Origin of the sequence: Vibrio sp. Vb1166 (genome assembly GCF_033338695.1) — a bacterium.
Classification (GTDB): Bacteria; Pseudomonadota; Gammaproteobacteria; order Enterobacterales; family Vibrionaceae; genus Vibrio; species Vibrio alginolyticus.
Window position 1 is genome coordinate 1 of record NZ_JAWOTE010000035.1, and the last position, 13,925, is coordinate 13,925.

Here is a 13,925-nt window from a genome sequence, read left to right on the forward strand (position 1 = left end):
GTAGTTTTACAGGCAAAGCCGAAACGGATGATAACCACCTACTGAAGTAGGTGGTTTAGGGCTGAAAATAAAAAACCTCGGACAAATCCGAGGTTATTACGAACTAGATCATCACGCAAAAGTGATGCATGAACGAGTTAGCGAGAGAAAACTTCTGATTCAGGGAAGAAAAACTCAATTTCACGAGCGGCAGACTCAGGGCTATCTGAACCATGAACTGAATTGTGACGCATGCTGAGTGCGTAATCAGCACGCAAAGTGCCACATGCCGCGTCCTCTGGGTTGGTTTTACCCATTAGCTCGCGGTAACGTGCAATCGCATTTTCGCCTTCCAATACCTGAACCATAATAGGACCAGATGTCATGAACTCTTTTAGAGGAGGGAAAAACTCTTTACCTTCATGCTCTGCATAAAAGCCGCTTGCCTGATCTTCTGTCAGGTGAACCATTTTGGCAGCGATGATACGTAGGCCAGCCTTTTCAATACGATTGTAGATTTCACCAATTAGGTTTCGCTCTACAGCATCAGGCTTAATGATTGAAAATGTTCTTTCTAGAGCCATAAAATTTCCTTTCTGTACTTGTAATAATAGTTGTGCTTTTAAAGTGACTTACTGGGTAAGAGCAGCACTCAAACAAGAGAGTGCTGCAATCAATCTTATTTTCCAGCTTGCTCATTGAGGAAACGAGCAAGTGTACGAACACCCATCCCCGTTGCTCCCGCAGCCCATTTATCAGAAGCGGCTTTACGATACGTACCCGCACAGTCGAAATGTAACCAGCCTTTCTTGTAGTCCTCAACGAAGTAAGACAAGAATGCAGCAGCAGTACTTGCACCTGGAGAATAATCACCAGAGCTGATATTCGATAAATCGGCAAAATTAGATGGCAACATTTCTCGATGGAAATCAGCAAGTGGTAGCGGCCACAAGCCTTCTTTTTCCTGGTTTGCCGCCGTGAGGGCTTGATGCGATAGCTCATCATCAAAGCTCATTAGCGCATGGTAATCGTTACCTAACGCATTCTTCGCTGCGCCTGTTAGCGTCGCGCAGTCAATAATTAACTCAGGCTTTTGCTCACTGGCGTAGATAAGACCGTCTGCAAGCACCAAGCGACCTTCCGCGTCGGTATTCATAATCTCAACGGTTTTGCCGTTTTTGTAAGTGATGATGTCGCCAAGCTTAAGGGCACGGCCAGAAACCATGTTCTCAGCACAACACAAGATCAGTTTTACGCGCTTGTTTAAACCGCGCAAGATAGCTAATCCTAGGCCACCAGTGATAGTACCCGAGCCACCCATATCTGCTTTCATTGCACTCATGAAGGTAGAAGGCTTCAAGCTGTAACCACCGGAATCAAAGGTGATGCCTTTACCCACAAGACATGCGAATACAGGTGCGTTTTCGTCACCAGTTGGGTTGTAGTCTAACTGAAGCATCGCAGAAGTACGCTCAGAACCACGGCCTACTGCGTAAATACCTTCCCAACCTTCTGCCAACAAGTCTTTGTCTTTGACGATACGTGCTGTCACAGTGCCTTTCGGCGCAACAGATTTAATGAATTCAGCAGCCATTGTCGCTAGCTGACGAGGAGCAACTTCTTCTGCCGTTTTGTTGATAATATCGCGGGTAAAATCAGTCGAAGTAATACGAGCTTGAAGCTCTGCTTGATCTTCATCAGACAATGCTGCCCACTCAACTGAGCCATGTTTTTTAGGGTTACGGAACCCTTGGTGGAAAGCCCATACGCTCTCTAGATCCCAGTTATCACCAGAAAGAAAAATAGAACGAATTCCTTGGCCATCTAGCTGACGAGCTGCACGTTGAATTGCGCCGAGATCATGACCTTCACCTAAGTGAATAGTTGCGCCGTTTTCAGCGAATGAAAGCAGTGCTTTTTCACCCCAATGTGGTGCTGCCGACTCTTGACTTAAAAATACAGACATCTGTGTAGACATGGTTTCTCCTTGTCTTATAGCAGCGTTGCCTACGCTGCTTCTTTTTAATAACTCACGGATGTTAGCATTATGTAGGGCAAAAATGTCAATTGGATAAAAAAACGGACCTAAAGGTCCGCTTTTTTTAGTAAGAATTGTTAACTAGGCTGTGTTTTACAGACTTAGTCCGCTTCGTCCATCCAGCACATGATAACGGCTTCTAGAATCTTTTCATTAGAACGGTTTGGCTCATCGTCAAACTCATCTAACTCCATGATCCATTGATGAAGATCGGTAAAACGCACTGTTTTTGGATCGACATCTGGAAACTTGTCACAAAGTTCAATCGCGATATCGCGAGAATCTGTCCATTTCATTGCTCATCTTCCTTTTGCTTCTTCCCTATATTGGGAAGATAGTTTTAGTGATCTTCTGAAGCGTGGTTTAGTGTGTATTTAGGAATTTCTACCACCAAGTCTTCATCAGCAATTCTCGCCTGACACCCTAGGCGTGACTCAGGCTCTAGACCCCACGCTTTATCTAGCATGTCGTCTTCTAGTTCTTCACTTTCTTCTAGTGAATCAAAACCTTCACGGATGATTACGTGGCAGGTAGTACACGCACATGACTTCTCACACGCATGTTCAATACCGATACCGTTTTTTAGCGCTACGTCTAGAACGGTGTCACCAGAGTTTGCTTCCAACACTGCACCTTCTGGGCACAAATCGTCGTGTGGTAATACAATAATCTTAGGCATAACTACTTATCTCTTATATATCGTCTACTGATTGACCTGACAACGCAGCTCGAATCGATTTATCCATACGGCGTGATGCGAAATCTTGGCTCGCTTTATCGGTATCTTTAATGCCTTGCTCTATCGCATCTGCATCATCACCATTACGCAGCTCAATCAAGGCTTCGATGGCTTTAATCAAGTTTTGTTTCTCTTGTTCTGATAGTAAGTCATCACCATCAGCTTGCATCGCTGCAATCAAACCTTCTATCACTCGGTCGGCTTCAACACGCTGCTCAGCTAAGGCACGAGCTTGCATGTCTTCTTTTGCGTGCGTCATTGAATCACGCAACATATCCGCCACTTCATTGTCACTTAAGCCGTAAGAAGGTTTTACTTGAATCTCTGATTGAACACCAGTGCTCTTCTCCATTGCCGTAACAGAAAGAAGGCCATCAGCGTCAACTTGGTAAGTCACGCGAATATGTGCCGCACCCGCTGCCATCGGAGGAATACCTTTTAACGAGAAGCGAGCAAGTGAACGACAGTCATCAACCATTTCACGTTCACCTTGTACCACATGAACACTCATCGCCGTTTGGCCATCTTTGAATGTGGTAAATTCTTGCGCACGCGCAACGGGAATCGTAGTGTTGCGGGGGATGATCTTCTCGACCAAACCACCCATGGTTTCAATACCGAGCGACAGTGGAATCACATCAAGAAGCAACATTTCAGAGTCAGGCTTGTTACCCGCGAGAATGTCTGCTTGGATACCCGCGCCGATTGCAACAACTTCATCAGGGTTAATGCTTGTCAGGGGTGTGCGACCAAAAAACTCGCCTACCATTTCACGAACCAGCAATGTACGGGTTGAGCCACCAACCATGACGACCTCGAGTACTTCATCTGCGTCGACATCCGCATCTTTTAATGCGCGACGACAAGACATCAGTGTTTTCTTCACTAGCGGACGAATCAGATCTTCGAACTGCTCGCGAGTCACGGTGCCTTTCCAACCAAAAACGTCAACGTCAACACTGTCTTGCTCAGAGAAAGCAATCTTAGCTTCAGTAGCAATGTTCAACAGTGTACGGTTCTTTTCTGCAGAAAGCGGCGCTTCTAGACCCGCTTGCTCCATTAAATAATCGGCAAATAAATGGTCGAAGTCGTCACCGCCTAATGCAGAGTCGCCACCTGTTGCTAATACTTCAAATACGCCTTTCGATAAACGTAGGATAGAGATATCAAAAGTACCGCCACCTAGATCGTAAACCGCAATCACACCTTCTTGACCTGAGTCTAGGCCATAAGCAATTGCCGCAGCGGTTGGTTCGTTAAGTAGACGGAGAACATGAAGACCAGCTAATTTCGCCGCATCTTTTGTACCTGCACGTTGCGCGTCATCAAAGTAAGCAGGAACGGTAATAACGACACCTGCTAACTCACCACCTAACGTATCTTCAGCTCGCTTACCCAATACTTTTAGGATGTCCGCAGATACTTCAATCGGGTTTTTGTCACCTTGAGGTGTTTGCAAAATTGGCAGGCCGTTTTCACTCTCTTTAAAACGATAAGGAAGTGAAGAGTAACGGGACTGAATGTCCTTTAATGAACGACCGATCAAACGTTTTACAGAGATAATCGTGTTCTCTGGTTCAAACTCTGCTTTGGCTTTGGCTTCGTGGCCGACCGTTAACGTTTCCTCAGCGTAATTAACGACTGAAGGTAAAATAGTACGGCCCTGCTCGTCCGCAAGTGGAGTTGCATCGCCGCTACGTACAGAAGCAACCAAAGAGTTGGTAGTACCTAAGTCGATACCCGCTGCTAACTTATGCTCATGAGGTGCCGAGCTTTGGCCCGGTTCTGCGATTTGAAGTAGTGCCATGATAGGTCCTTGTCACGCTTACTAGCCGAGGAGTTTGTCTTCGACTAGCTCAATTTCGTTCTTTAGTTTGGCAATGAATTTTAGCTTACGAACTCGGTCTGCGGCTTCAGCCCATAGACCATCATCAAGCTCTTGCTCGACGCTTGCCAGATGCTGTTTGTACATTTTGCTGACCTTAGAGTCGAAGTCAAAAAGCGCCGATTCAGGATCGGACTTGTCAGCAATCTCTTCCAGTTCTTCGCGCAGTTCCATTTGCTCCATTAAGAACATCGGATCTTGCATTGTTTGCTGTTCACCTCGGATCTCAACACCTTGCTCTGCGAGGATATACTCGGCGCGAGAAATAGGATTTTTCAGAACTTGATAGGCATCGTTGATTTGCGCCGCCTTTTGCACCGCCATCAAACGGTCACGTTCTGAGCCCGTTGCAAAGTTATCCGGGTGGAAGCGTTTTTGTAGTTCTCGGAACTGAGAAGAAAGAAGGCTACCATCCAGCTTAAACTGACTTGGTAGCCCAAATAATTCAAAGTGATTCATTAAGTTCGGGTCCTAGTAAAGCCTTCCGGACTCGTTTGCCCAGAAGGACAATCAATTAGACGTTGAAGCTTTCACCACAACCACATTCACTTTTCGCGTTAGGGTTGTTGAATTCAAAACCTTCATTCAACCCTTCTTTCACGTAATCCAATTCAGTACCATCTAGGTACACTAAGCTCTTTTGATCGATGATAATTTTCACTCCAGAGAGTTCAAATACTTCGTCTTCTTCATTGAGCTCATCAACAAACTCAAGTACGTATGCCATGCCGGAACAGCCAGTCGTCTTCACTCCAAGACGTAAACCGATACCTTTGCCTCGGTTATCTAGGAATGCTCTTACGCGACTTGCCGCTGATTCTGTCATTGTGATGGCCATACTGCACCTTAGTCTGTCTAAATTTCGATTGGAATGGGAGCGTCAAAGCTCCCATTATATTACGGAATAATTATTCTTGGTGTTTTTTCTTGTAGTCAGCAACCGCTGCTTTGATTGCATCTTCAGCAAGAATAGAACAGTGAACTTTCACTGGTGGAAGCTCTAGCTCTTCAGCAATCTCAGAGTTTTTAATTGCTGCCGCTTCATCAACTGACTTACCTTTTACCCACTCAGTTACTAGTGAGCTTGATGCGATTGCACTACCACAACCGTATGTTTTGAACTTCGCATCTTCGATGATACCTTCAGGTGTCACTTTGATTTGAAGCTTCATTACGTCACCACACGCAGGAGCGCCAACCATGCCGCTACCTACTGATGGATCTTCTTTATCGAATGAACCAACGTTACGTGGGTTCTCGTAGTGATCAATTACTTTTTCGCTGTATGCCATGATAAATTACCTCGAATCCTCTATTTCAATCCCTGAGATTAATGGTGAGCCCATTCAACAGTGCTCAAATCAATCCCTTCTTTGTACATATCCCATAGAGGAGACATGTCGCGTAGCTTAGTCACTGCAACGCGGATTTGTTCAATTGCGTAATCAATTTCTTCTTCAGTCGTGAAACGACCAAACGAGAAACGAACCGAGCTGTGAGCCAATTCGTCATCCATGCCTAGGGCACGAAGAACGTAAGAAGGCTCAAGGCTTGCAGACGTACAAGCACTACCAGAAGATACCGCTAGATCTTTAAGCGACATTAGTAGTGATTCACCTTCTACGAATGCGAAACTGATGTTTAGGTTGTGTGGTACACGCTGCTCAAAGTCACCGTTTACCGTCACTGCTTCTAAGTCTTTCACGCCATCAAAAAGACGGTTACGAAGCGCTAAAGCATGATCGTAATCTTTTTGCATGTCTTCTTTTGCAATGCGGAATGCTTCACCCATGCCTACGATTTGGTGAGTAGGTAGTGTACCAGAGCGGAAACCACGCTCATGACCGCCACCGTGCATTTGCGCTTCAAGACGAATACGAGGCTTACGACGTACGTAAAGTGCACCGATACCTTTAGGACCGTAAACTTTGTGAGCAGAAAGTGAAATTAGATCAACTTTCATCTCTTGAACGTCGATTGGTAATTTACCTGCAGATTGCGCAGCGTCCACGTGGAAAACAATTTTACGCTCACGGCACAGTTCGCCGATCGCTGTAATGTCTTGAACCACACCAATCTCGTTGTTTACATGCATAATAGACACAAGCACGGTGTCATCACGCATGGCTGCTCTAAGCTTCTCTAGATCGATCAAGCCATTTGATTCTGGCTCAAGGTAAGTCACTTCAAAGCCTTCACGCTCAAGTTGACGACATGGGTCAAGAACGGCTTTGTGCTCTGTTTTACAAGTGATTACGTGCTTGCCTTTCTTCGAGTAAAAGTGCGCTGCACCTTTAATCGCAAGGTTGTCTGATTCTGTCGCACCAGATGTAAATACGATTTCGCGAGGATCTGCATTTAGAAGGTCAGCAATTTGCTCACGAGCAGTATCGACCGCTTCTTCTGCCTGCCAGCCGTAACGGTGCGAACGTGACGCTGGGTTGCCAAATGTGCCATCCATTGTCATGTACTGAACCATTTTTTCAGCAACACGTGGATCAACTGGACATGTAGCGGAATAATCAAGATAAATCGGCAGTTTCATTCTCTACTCCAATGTAAAAAGCTGACCGCTAAGAGCGGACGTTTACACCGATGGGCGCGGCGGTTGTATTTTTGTTTGATAGCCCATGGGTTACCGCCAGATCAATGTCCTGACGATCAGAAATTTCGAGTACTTCATTGTCTGTCATCAACTCACCAAGAGTGATGTTATTCAAAAAGTCACTAATGCGAGAGCTTAGGTCACGCCACAGCGTGTGAGTAAGGCAACGTGTTCCACCTTGGCAATCTCCTTTACCTTGGCATTTGGTTGCATCTACTGACTCATCAACGGCAGCAATCACGGTACCAATAGCGATACTGTGAGCGTCGGCACCAAGTCGGTAACCACCACCAGGGCCACGAACGCTGGCAACGAGACCTGCTTTACGCAATTTTGAAAATAGCTGCTCTAAGTAAGAGAGCGAGATCCCTTGACGCTCTGAAATATCAGCCAGAGGTACAGGGTTTTGTTGCGAATGCAGTGCCACATCCAGCATGGCTGTCACCGCATATCTTCCTTTAGATGTAAGTTTCATACCACACCGTATCCACATGGTTTGTAATGGTTAAGATTTTTCCATACCTGAGTAATTTGGTCAAGTATTTATTTGACCATTTTACTCAGGTATTCATCCTCACATCTAAAGTGGTTATTATTCACTCAGAACTTCTTTTCTATCGAAGTCAAAACGCCTCGTAGAATATTAAGTTCTTGGGTTTCTGGTCGAGCACGAGAGAACAAACGGCGCAACTTATTCATCACCTGTCCAGGTTGCTCTTTGTTAATAAACTGGGTCTCAACCATCACCTTTTCAAGATGCTCGAAGAACAATTCGAGTTCTCGATGACGCGGGTATTCTTCCGATTCATTTGGGGAAAACTGGCTTTGCTCTAAGTTCAAGTGTGCAACTCGCACTTCGTAACTGAGAGTTTGTACAGCCATCGCTAGGTTAAGCGAGCTGTACTCAGGATTAGCGGGAATACAAACATGGTAGTGGCACTTTTGTAGCTCTTCGTTTGTCAAACCAGTTCTTTCTCGGCCAAACACGAGCGCAACCGGATGCTTTCGGCCTTCAACTGCAAATTTCTCACCGCATTCACGTGGCTCGAGCATTGGCCATTCTAATGTACGAGAGCGGGCGCTAGAACCCACAACAAGGCCACAATCTTCAACCGCTTCTTCTAATGTGCCGACAATCTTTGCATTTTGAGCAATATCACCAGCACCCGCAGCTAAAGCAAGAGTTTGTTCATCCACTTCACATTGTGGATCGACTAATACTAGTTGGTTTAAACCCATCACTTTCATTGCTCGAGCTGCTGAGCCAATATTGCCTGAATGAGAGGTACCTACGAGTACAATTTTTACTTGATCCAACATCTGTGTTTGCTACCTAAATTAAAACCGCAGAATGTTATCATAGTTTTTTAAGACACCCTAGAGGCAAGCAGACCTCTCTTCTCATTCTTGGTTATTGTTCTCGTCCGCAGTATGATCTGTACACTCAGTCGGCCGCAATTAGAGTAAAAAATAACCACTTCCCTTTTTGATTATCTCTGGTATACTCGCCGCCGCTTTCATTTGTTCTTTAACATCCGTTGGGAAATTCGTATGCATCCAATGCTAAACATTGCTATTCGCGCTGCGCGAAAGGCAGGCAATCATATTGCTAAATCATTAGAAAACACTGATAAAGTAGAATCTACTCTTAAAGGCACTAATGACTTTGTCACTAACGTAGACAAAGAAGCAGAATACATCATCATCGATACTATCAAGCAGTCTTACCCTGAGCACTGTATCGTTGCTGAAGAACAAGGTCTTATCGAAGGTAAAGATAAAGACGTACAATGGATCATCGACCCACTGGATGGCACCACTAACTTTGTAAAAGGTTACCCAACTTTCGCGGTTTCTATCGCTGTTCGTATTAAGGGCAAAACTGAAGTTGCTTGTGTTTACGATCCAATGCAAAACGAGCTATTCACTGCACAACGCGGTGCCGGCGCTCAACTAAACAGTGCACGTATTCGTGTTGCTCAACTAAAAGACCTTCAAGGTACTGTTCTAGCAACAGGCTTCCCATTCAAGCAGAAACAACACGCTGAGTCTTACATCAAGATCGTTGGTGCGCTATTCACTGAATGTGCTGATTTCCGTCGTAGCGGCTCTGCTGCTCTTGACCTTTGTTACGTGGCTGCTGGCCGTGTTGATGGTTACTTCGAGCTAGGCCTAAAACCTTGGGATATGGCAGCAGGTGAGCTTATTGCTCGTGAAGCTGGCGCAATCCTAACAGACTTTGCTGGCGGCACTGACTACATGAAGTCTGGTAACATCGTTGCTTCAAGCGCTCGTGGCGTAAAATCTATCCTTAAGCACATCCGCGAAAACGGTAACAGCGCGATCCTTAAGTAAGATTTGAAAGTCATATATAGCCCGTCACGCTGATGACTTTAGAAAGCCCCGCTCATTGAGCGGGGCTTTTTTATTTCGAACAATCAGCCTGTTTGTAGAAACGGTCGTAGTCAGATAAGTGGTCTATTTTTACGTGCTTAACCTTCCATATTTGTTCCTTCATTAAAAACTGCAGCGAAACCGTGACTGGCTGGTATACATCACCAAAGCCGTTTACAGAAAGACATCCAACTCCTCCATCCTCACTGTACTCTTCAAAGTAAGACAGCTCTGTAACCAAACTTGATGGGATAGATGATAAAAATGGAAATTGATGACCAAATTTTATTGGGTGAGACTTAATACTGTTCAGCTCTTCAATCGATAGATTTGGTCCTGCCATAGCTTCTACCACCTCTATATACTGCATCTTGTATAAATTATTACGTATATCAAGGTAAGTATCGTGGAGTGGACTTGCGATGCAGGGCGTTGAAACACTTAGTAAAACCGGAATAGGTAGAATTCTATTTAGCATAACCAACTAAACCCCAGCTTCACGGAGCGCTTGATCAATTTTACTCGGCTTAAATCTGTACTTACAAAGCCCCCACTCGCACTGCTCTAAAAGCTCACGGACATTTACCTGCCCAGTAACTCCAAAGGAAACAACACCAAAAAGAGAAACACTCCCACTGTATGTCAAAACACCATCACGAGTAGTTTTAAAAGTAACAGAAACGGCTTTTAATTTTATGCCCAGCTCTTCAACCATTTCTTTTGAAACTTCAAACTTAGTAAATCCAAGCTCACCAGATAAAGTTACTTTACCTGACTCATCAACTGCTAACTTGAACCTTTTCCCTCCAGTAACTAGCTTGGTGGTAACACCTTTATTGTGCTTGTAAGAAATCTCTACAAACTTCAGTAACTGTACTTTTATTTCAGCTTGCCTTGACATTATTTCCTCCCGAAATTGTTGAACATACTTCCGATATTCAACTCAATCAAAAAACTACAATTCAAGCTGGAAGTACCTCAAAAAAAAATGAAACTTTCAAATCTATCAGGCATAAAAAAACCGCTGATTGTTCAGCGGTTTTTGTTTTCGGTTCTCAATCTGCCTTATGGCATTTCGTCGAACTCTGCACCCTCTTTTTCTACTTGAGGTGGCATCAAGTGCTCTTTCTGGATACCCAGTTTTAGAGCCAGTGCTGATGCTACGTAGATAGAAGAGTAAGTACCTACAGTGATACCGAGTAAAAGTGCGGTTGCAAAGCCGTGAATCATAGCACCACCCTGCATGAACAGTGCAATTACCACGAACAACGTCGTACCAGATGTAATCAATGTACGGCTCAACGTTTGAGTGATTGAGGCGTCCATAATGTCTGAAGGTTCACCCTTACGCATCTTACGGAAGTTTTCACGAATCCGGTCAAATACAACGATGGTATCGTTGAGTGAGTAGCCCACAACCGTCAGTAGCGCAGCTACGATAGTCAGGTCAACTTCAATTTGTAGAAACGAGAAGACACCTAGCGTGATAATTATATCGTGAGCCAATGCCATTACCGCACCAGCCGCTAGACGCCATTCAAATCGCATCGATACATAAAGCAGAATACAGATCAGCGATACCAAGATCGCTAGACCACCAGCTTCTGTTAGCTCATCACCAACGTTGGGACCTACGAACTCTATACGACGCATTTCTACGCTTTCGCCAGTACCATCTTTGATAGCACCAATGATTTGGTTACCTAGCGTTTCACCAGAAACGTCATCACGTGGACGAAGACGAACCATGACTTCACGAGCACTACCGAAGTTTTGTACTGTCGCATCGCCAAAGCCTTTTGAATCTAGTGCTGCACGAATCTCTTCAAGGTTTGCTGGCTGTTCAAAACCGACCTCGATAAGAGTACCGCCAGTGAAATCTAGACCCCAATTAAGCCACTTGGTTGACAAAGTGAAGATAGAAGCAGCAATCATTATAATTGAAAAAACGAATGCTACTTTCGACCAACGCATAAAGCCGATCGTCTTCTCTGCTTTTAGAATTTGAAACATATTAATTCCCAGCCTTAGATCGACAATTTATCAACGCGTTTGCCACCGTAGATCAGGTTCACGATACAACGTGTACCAATAATGGCGGTGAACATTGAAGTTAAGATACCGATAGATAGAGTAACTGCGAAACCTTTCACCGCACCTGTACCGACCGCAAATAGAATGATTGCAGTAATTAGTGTTGTGATGTTCGCATCAGCAATCGTGCTGAATGCATTCGCGTAACCTTGGTGAATCGCTTGTTGTGGACTACGTCCATCACGAATTTCTTCACGGATACGCTCGAAGATCAGTACGTTCGCATCAACTGCCATACCGACTGTTAACACGATACCGGCTATCCCCGGAAGCGTCATGGTAGCGCCTGGAATCATCGACATAACACCAATGATAAGCACTAAGTTTGCCATTAGAGCAATGTTTGCAATCAAACCAAAGCCGCGGTAGTAAAGCAGCGTAAATAGCATTACGGCAACCATACCCCAGATACATGCTTGGATACCCATATCGATGTTTTGCTGGCCCATTGATGGACCAATGGTACGTTCTTCAACGATAGAGATAGGTGCAATCAGTGCACCAGCACGTAGTAAAAGTGCTAGGTTGTGTGCTTCTGCAGCAGAGTCGATACCTGTGATACGGAAGTTACGACCAAGAGCCGATTGAATCGTTGCTTGGTTGATGACTTCTTCATGCTTATCCAGAATAACTTTGCCTTCAGGCGTACGACGGCCACTGTCTTTGTATTCTGCAAACACGGTAGCCATTAGCTTACCAATGTTCTTCTTAGAGAACGCAGACATCTTATTACCACCTTCGCTGTCTAGCGAGATGTTAACTTGTGGACGACCATATTCATCAACACTTGAGCTTGCATCTGTGATGCTTTGACCGCCAAGAATAACGCGCTTCTTAAGCACAACTGGGCGACCATCACGGTCCATCTTGATTTCACTACCTGCTGGCGCACGACCATTTGCCGCTGCCGATAGGTCAGCTTTATCATCAACTTCACGGAATTCAAGCGTTGCCGTAGCTCCGAGAATTTCTTTTGCACGAGCAGTGTCTTGAACACCAGGCAGTTCAACTACAATGCGACTAGCACCTTGACGTTGAACCAATGGTTCCGCAACACCTAGTTCGTTGACACGATTACGTAAAATCGTAATGTTTTGCTCAACAGCATAGTTACGGATCTCTTGTAAACGTTGCTCAGTAAAGGTTGCAGTAAGAGCGTAACGGCCATTTGAATCAGAATCGACAAAAATCATGTCCGGGTGATTCTTTTCTAGCGTTGCTTTCGCTTCTGCTAATTGCTCTTCGTTACGCAACAACACTTCTACCGCTTCTTTTCCAGAAGGGCGGATTGCACGGTAACGAATCTTGGCGTCACGAAGTTCGCTACGGAAAGCTTCTTCTTGTTGACCAACAAGCTTTTCCATCGCTGCATCCATATCCACTTCCATTAAGAAGTGAACACCACCGCGAAGGTCAAGACCTAGCTTCAATGGTGACGCGCCAATCGCTTCTAGCCAATCGGGTGTAGAAGGTGCAAGGTTAAGTGCAACAATTGTGTCTTTGCCTAGCGCTTCGCTGATGACATCACGAGCACTGATTTGTGTGTCAGTGTCGTTAAAACGAACAAGAATTGATCCATCTTCGAGAGCAATGGATTTATGAGAAAGTTGCTCTTTGTTAAGAGCAGTAGTGACAGCATCCAGCGTTGACATATCTACAGAGGCGCCACGCGCCCCTGTAACTTGAATAGCCGGATCTTCACCGTAGATATTTGGAAGTGCGTATAACGCAGCGGTGATGATGGCAAAAAGCACCATCAAGTACTTCCATAATGGATAACGGTTTAGCACAGCGAGGATCCTTTAGCTGTTTTATAGAGACTTAAGCGTACCTTTTGGTAGCACTGCAGTGATGAAGTCTTTCTTGATTACTACTTCATTGTTCGCGTTAAGCTCAATTGAAATGTAGTCATTGTCTTCAGCAATCTTAGTGATTTTACCCACTAGGCCACCGCTAGTTAAAACTTCGTCGCCTTTGCCCATAGAAGCCATTAGGTTTTTGTGTTCTTTTACGCGTTTCGCTTGTGGGCGATAAATCATGAAGTAAAAGATCACTGCGAACATGCCAAGCATGATTAGCATTTCAAAACCACCGCCTGCTGGCGCGCCTTCTGCTGCTGCGTGAGCCTGAGAAATAAACATTAAAACATCCTCATTATATTTTATTGATAATCAAACAAATTGGGCTTTCG

17 protein-coding genes are annotated in these 13,925 nt (G+C 44.9%); 1 reads left to right on the forward strand and 16 read right to left on the reverse strand.

From position 1 onward, the window contains the following. Positions 1 to 137: 137 nt before the first annotated feature. The 11 genes from ndk to trmJ all read right to left on the reverse strand — a co-directional run bounded on the left by ndk (position 138) and on the right by trmJ (position 8,566). Positions 138 to 563, reverse strand: a complete 426-nt coding sequence (gene ndk / locus R7E51_RS21700) for a nucleoside-diphosphate kinase (RefSeq protein ID WP_005381702.1) — start codon at positions 561 to 563, stop codon at positions 138 to 140. 95 nt (positions 564 to 658) lie between these two features. After that, complete coding sequence (pepB, locus tag R7E51_RS21705) at positions 659 to 1,957, reverse strand: aminopeptidase PepB (protein WP_005381709.1); 1,299 nt, start codon at positions 1,955 to 1,957, stop codon at positions 659 to 661. A gap of 161 nt (positions 1,958 to 2,118) precedes the next feature. Beyond that, positions 2,119 to 2,313: a Fe-S cluster assembly protein IscX gene (gene iscX, locus R7E51_RS21710; RefSeq protein ID WP_005381711.1), complete on the reverse strand. Its 195-nt coding sequence runs from the start codon at positions 2,311 to 2,313 to the stop codon at positions 2,119 to 2,121. A 44-nt stretch (positions 2,314 to 2,357) separates the two neighbouring features. Continuing rightward, entirely contained in the window at positions 2,358 to 2,696 is a 339-nt protein-coding gene (fdx, locus tag R7E51_RS21715; RefSeq protein ID WP_005381713.1) for an ISC system 2Fe-2S type ferredoxin, read from the reverse strand. 13 nt (positions 2,697 to 2,709) lie between these two features. Further along, positions 2,710 to 4,563 (reverse strand): Fe-S protein assembly chaperone HscA, encoded by a 1,854-nt coding sequence (hscA, locus tag R7E51_RS21720; RefSeq protein WP_017820567.1) that lies wholly within the window; start codon positions 4,561 to 4,563, stop codon positions 2,710 to 2,712. 21 nt (positions 4,564 to 4,584) lie between these two features. After that, entirely contained in the window at positions 4,585 to 5,100 is a 516-nt protein-coding gene (gene hscB / locus R7E51_RS21725) for a co-chaperone HscB (RefSeq protein ID WP_033905803.1), read from the reverse strand. A gap of 55 nt (positions 5,101 to 5,155) precedes the next feature. Then, a complete protein-coding gene (iscA, locus tag R7E51_RS21730) occupies positions 5,156 to 5,479 on the reverse strand; it encodes an iron-sulfur cluster assembly protein IscA (protein ID WP_005381717.1) in 324 nt (107 codons plus the stop codon). Positions 5,480 to 5,549: 70 nt separating this feature from the next. Then, positions 5,550 to 5,933, reverse strand: a complete 384-nt coding sequence (gene iscU, locus R7E51_RS21735; RefSeq protein WP_005381718.1) for a Fe-S cluster assembly scaffold IscU — start codon at positions 5,931 to 5,933, stop codon at positions 5,550 to 5,552. A gap of 38 nt (positions 5,934 to 5,971) precedes the next feature. Then, positions 5,972 to 7,186, reverse strand: a complete 1,215-nt coding sequence (locus tag R7E51_RS21740; RefSeq protein ID WP_005381719.1) for an IscS subfamily cysteine desulfurase — start codon at positions 7,184 to 7,186, stop codon at positions 5,972 to 5,974. Between the two features lie 28 nt (positions 7,187 to 7,214). Further along, entirely contained in the window at positions 7,215 to 7,721 is a 507-nt protein-coding gene (iscR, locus tag R7E51_RS21745) for a Fe-S cluster assembly transcriptional regulator IscR (RefSeq protein ID WP_005381720.1), read from the reverse strand. A 125-nt stretch (positions 7,722 to 7,846) separates the two neighbouring features. Then, positions 7,847 to 8,566: a tRNA (cytosine(32)/uridine(32)-2'-O)-methyltransferase TrmJ gene (gene trmJ / locus R7E51_RS21750; protein WP_017633919.1), complete on the reverse strand. Its 720-nt coding sequence runs from the start codon at positions 8,564 to 8,566 to the stop codon at positions 7,847 to 7,849. 231 nt (positions 8,567 to 8,797) lie between these two features. Here trmJ and suhB point away from each other — a divergent pair, with 231 nt between their 5' ends. Further along, positions 8,798 to 9,601, forward strand: coding sequence for an inositol-1-monophosphatase (gene suhB, locus R7E51_RS21755; protein WP_005381722.1), 804 nt, complete (start codon positions 8,798 to 8,800; stop codon positions 9,599 to 9,601). Positions 9,602 to 9,671: 70 nt separating this feature from the next. On the opposite strand, the gene R7E51_RS21760 is transcribed toward suhB, so the two are convergent. The 5 genes from R7E51_RS21760 to yajC form a co-directional block, all read right to left on the reverse strand. Then, positions 9,672 to 9,983: a hypothetical protein gene (locus R7E51_RS21760; RefSeq protein WP_017633920.1), complete on the reverse strand. Its 312-nt coding sequence runs from the start codon at positions 9,981 to 9,983 to the stop codon at positions 9,672 to 9,674. Between the two features lie 141 nt (positions 9,984 to 10,124). Next, complete coding sequence (locus R7E51_RS21765) at positions 10,125 to 10,541, reverse strand: hypothetical protein (RefSeq protein ID WP_017633921.1); 417 nt, start codon at positions 10,539 to 10,541, stop codon at positions 10,125 to 10,127. A gap of 164 nt (positions 10,542 to 10,705) precedes the next feature. Continuing rightward, complete coding sequence (gene secF, locus R7E51_RS21770) at positions 10,706 to 11,653, reverse strand: protein translocase subunit SecF (RefSeq protein ID WP_005383689.1); 948 nt, start codon at positions 11,651 to 11,653, stop codon at positions 10,706 to 10,708. Between the two features lie 14 nt (positions 11,654 to 11,667). Further along, positions 11,668 to 13,524, reverse strand: coding sequence for a protein translocase subunit SecD (gene secD / locus R7E51_RS21775; RefSeq protein ID WP_005381724.1), 1,857 nt, complete (start codon positions 13,522 to 13,524; stop codon positions 11,668 to 11,670). Between the two features lie 21 nt (positions 13,525 to 13,545). After that, positions 13,546 to 13,875 carry a preprotein translocase subunit YajC gene (yajC, locus tag R7E51_RS21780; protein WP_005381725.1) on the reverse strand — a complete coding sequence of 110 codons (330 nt, stop codon included), beginning with the start codon at positions 13,873 to 13,875 and terminating at the stop codon, positions 13,546 to 13,548. Positions 13,876 to 13,925: the final 50 nt, after the last annotated feature.

What these genes read in the sequence shown, in the direction of transcription:
- ndk (WP_005381702.1), bottom strand. Translation starts at nt 563, where the DNA reads ATGGCTCTAGAAAGAACATTTTCAATCATTAAGCCTGATGCTGTAGAG.
- pepB (WP_005381709.1), bottom strand. Translation starts at nt 1,957, where the DNA reads ATGTCTACACAGATGTCTGTATTTTTAAGTCAAGAGTCGGCAGCACCA.
- iscX (WP_005381711.1), bottom strand. Translation starts at nt 2,313, where the DNA reads ATGAAATGGACAGATTCTCGCGATATCGCGATTGAACTTTGTGACAAG.
- fdx (WP_005381713.1), bottom strand. Translation starts at nt 2,696, where the DNA reads ATGCCTAAGATTATTGTATTACCACACGACGATTTGTGCCCAGAAGGT.
- hscA (WP_017820567.1), bottom strand. Translation starts at nt 4,563, where the DNA reads ATGGCACTACTTCAAATCGCAGAACCGGGCCAAAGCTCGGCACCTCAT.
- hscB (WP_033905803.1), bottom strand. Translation starts at nt 5,100, where the DNA reads ATGAATCACTTTGAATTATTTGGGCTACCAAGTCAGTTTAAGCTGGAT.
- iscA (WP_005381717.1), bottom strand. Translation starts at nt 5,479, where the DNA reads ATGGCCATCACAATGACAGAATCAGCGGCAAGTCGCGTAAGAGCATTC.
- iscU (WP_005381718.1), bottom strand. Translation starts at nt 5,933, where the DNA reads ATGGCATACAGCGAAAAAGTAATTGATCACTACGAGAACCCACGTAAC.
- R7E51_RS21740 (WP_005381719.1), bottom strand. Translation starts at nt 7,186, where the DNA reads ATGAAACTGCCGATTTATCTTGATTATTCCGCTACATGTCCAGTTGAT.
- iscR (WP_005381720.1), bottom strand. Translation starts at nt 7,721, where the DNA reads ATGAAACTTACATCTAAAGGAAGATATGCGGTGACAGCCATGCTGGAT.
- trmJ (WP_017633919.1), bottom strand. Translation starts at nt 8,566, where the DNA reads ATGTTGGATCAAGTAAAAATTGTACTCGTAGGTACCTCTCATTCAGGC.
- suhB (WP_005381722.1), top strand. Translation starts at nt 8,798, where the DNA reads ATGCATCCAATGCTAAACATTGCTATTCGCGCTGCGCGAAAGGCAGGC.
- R7E51_RS21760 (WP_017633920.1), bottom strand. Translation starts at nt 9,983, where the DNA reads ATGGCAGGACCAAATCTATCGATTGAAGAGCTGAACAGTATTAAGTCT.
- R7E51_RS21765 (WP_017633921.1), bottom strand. Translation starts at nt 10,541, where the DNA reads ATGTCAAGGCAAGCTGAAATAAAAGTACAGTTACTGAAGTTTGTAGAG.
- secF (WP_005383689.1), bottom strand. Translation starts at nt 11,653, where the DNA reads ATGTTTCAAATTCTAAAAGCAGAGAAGACGATCGGCTTTATGCGTTGG.
- yajC (WP_005381725.1), bottom strand. Translation starts at nt 13,875, where the DNA reads ATGTTTATTTCTCAGGCTCACGCAGCAGCAGAAGGCGCGCCAGCAGGC.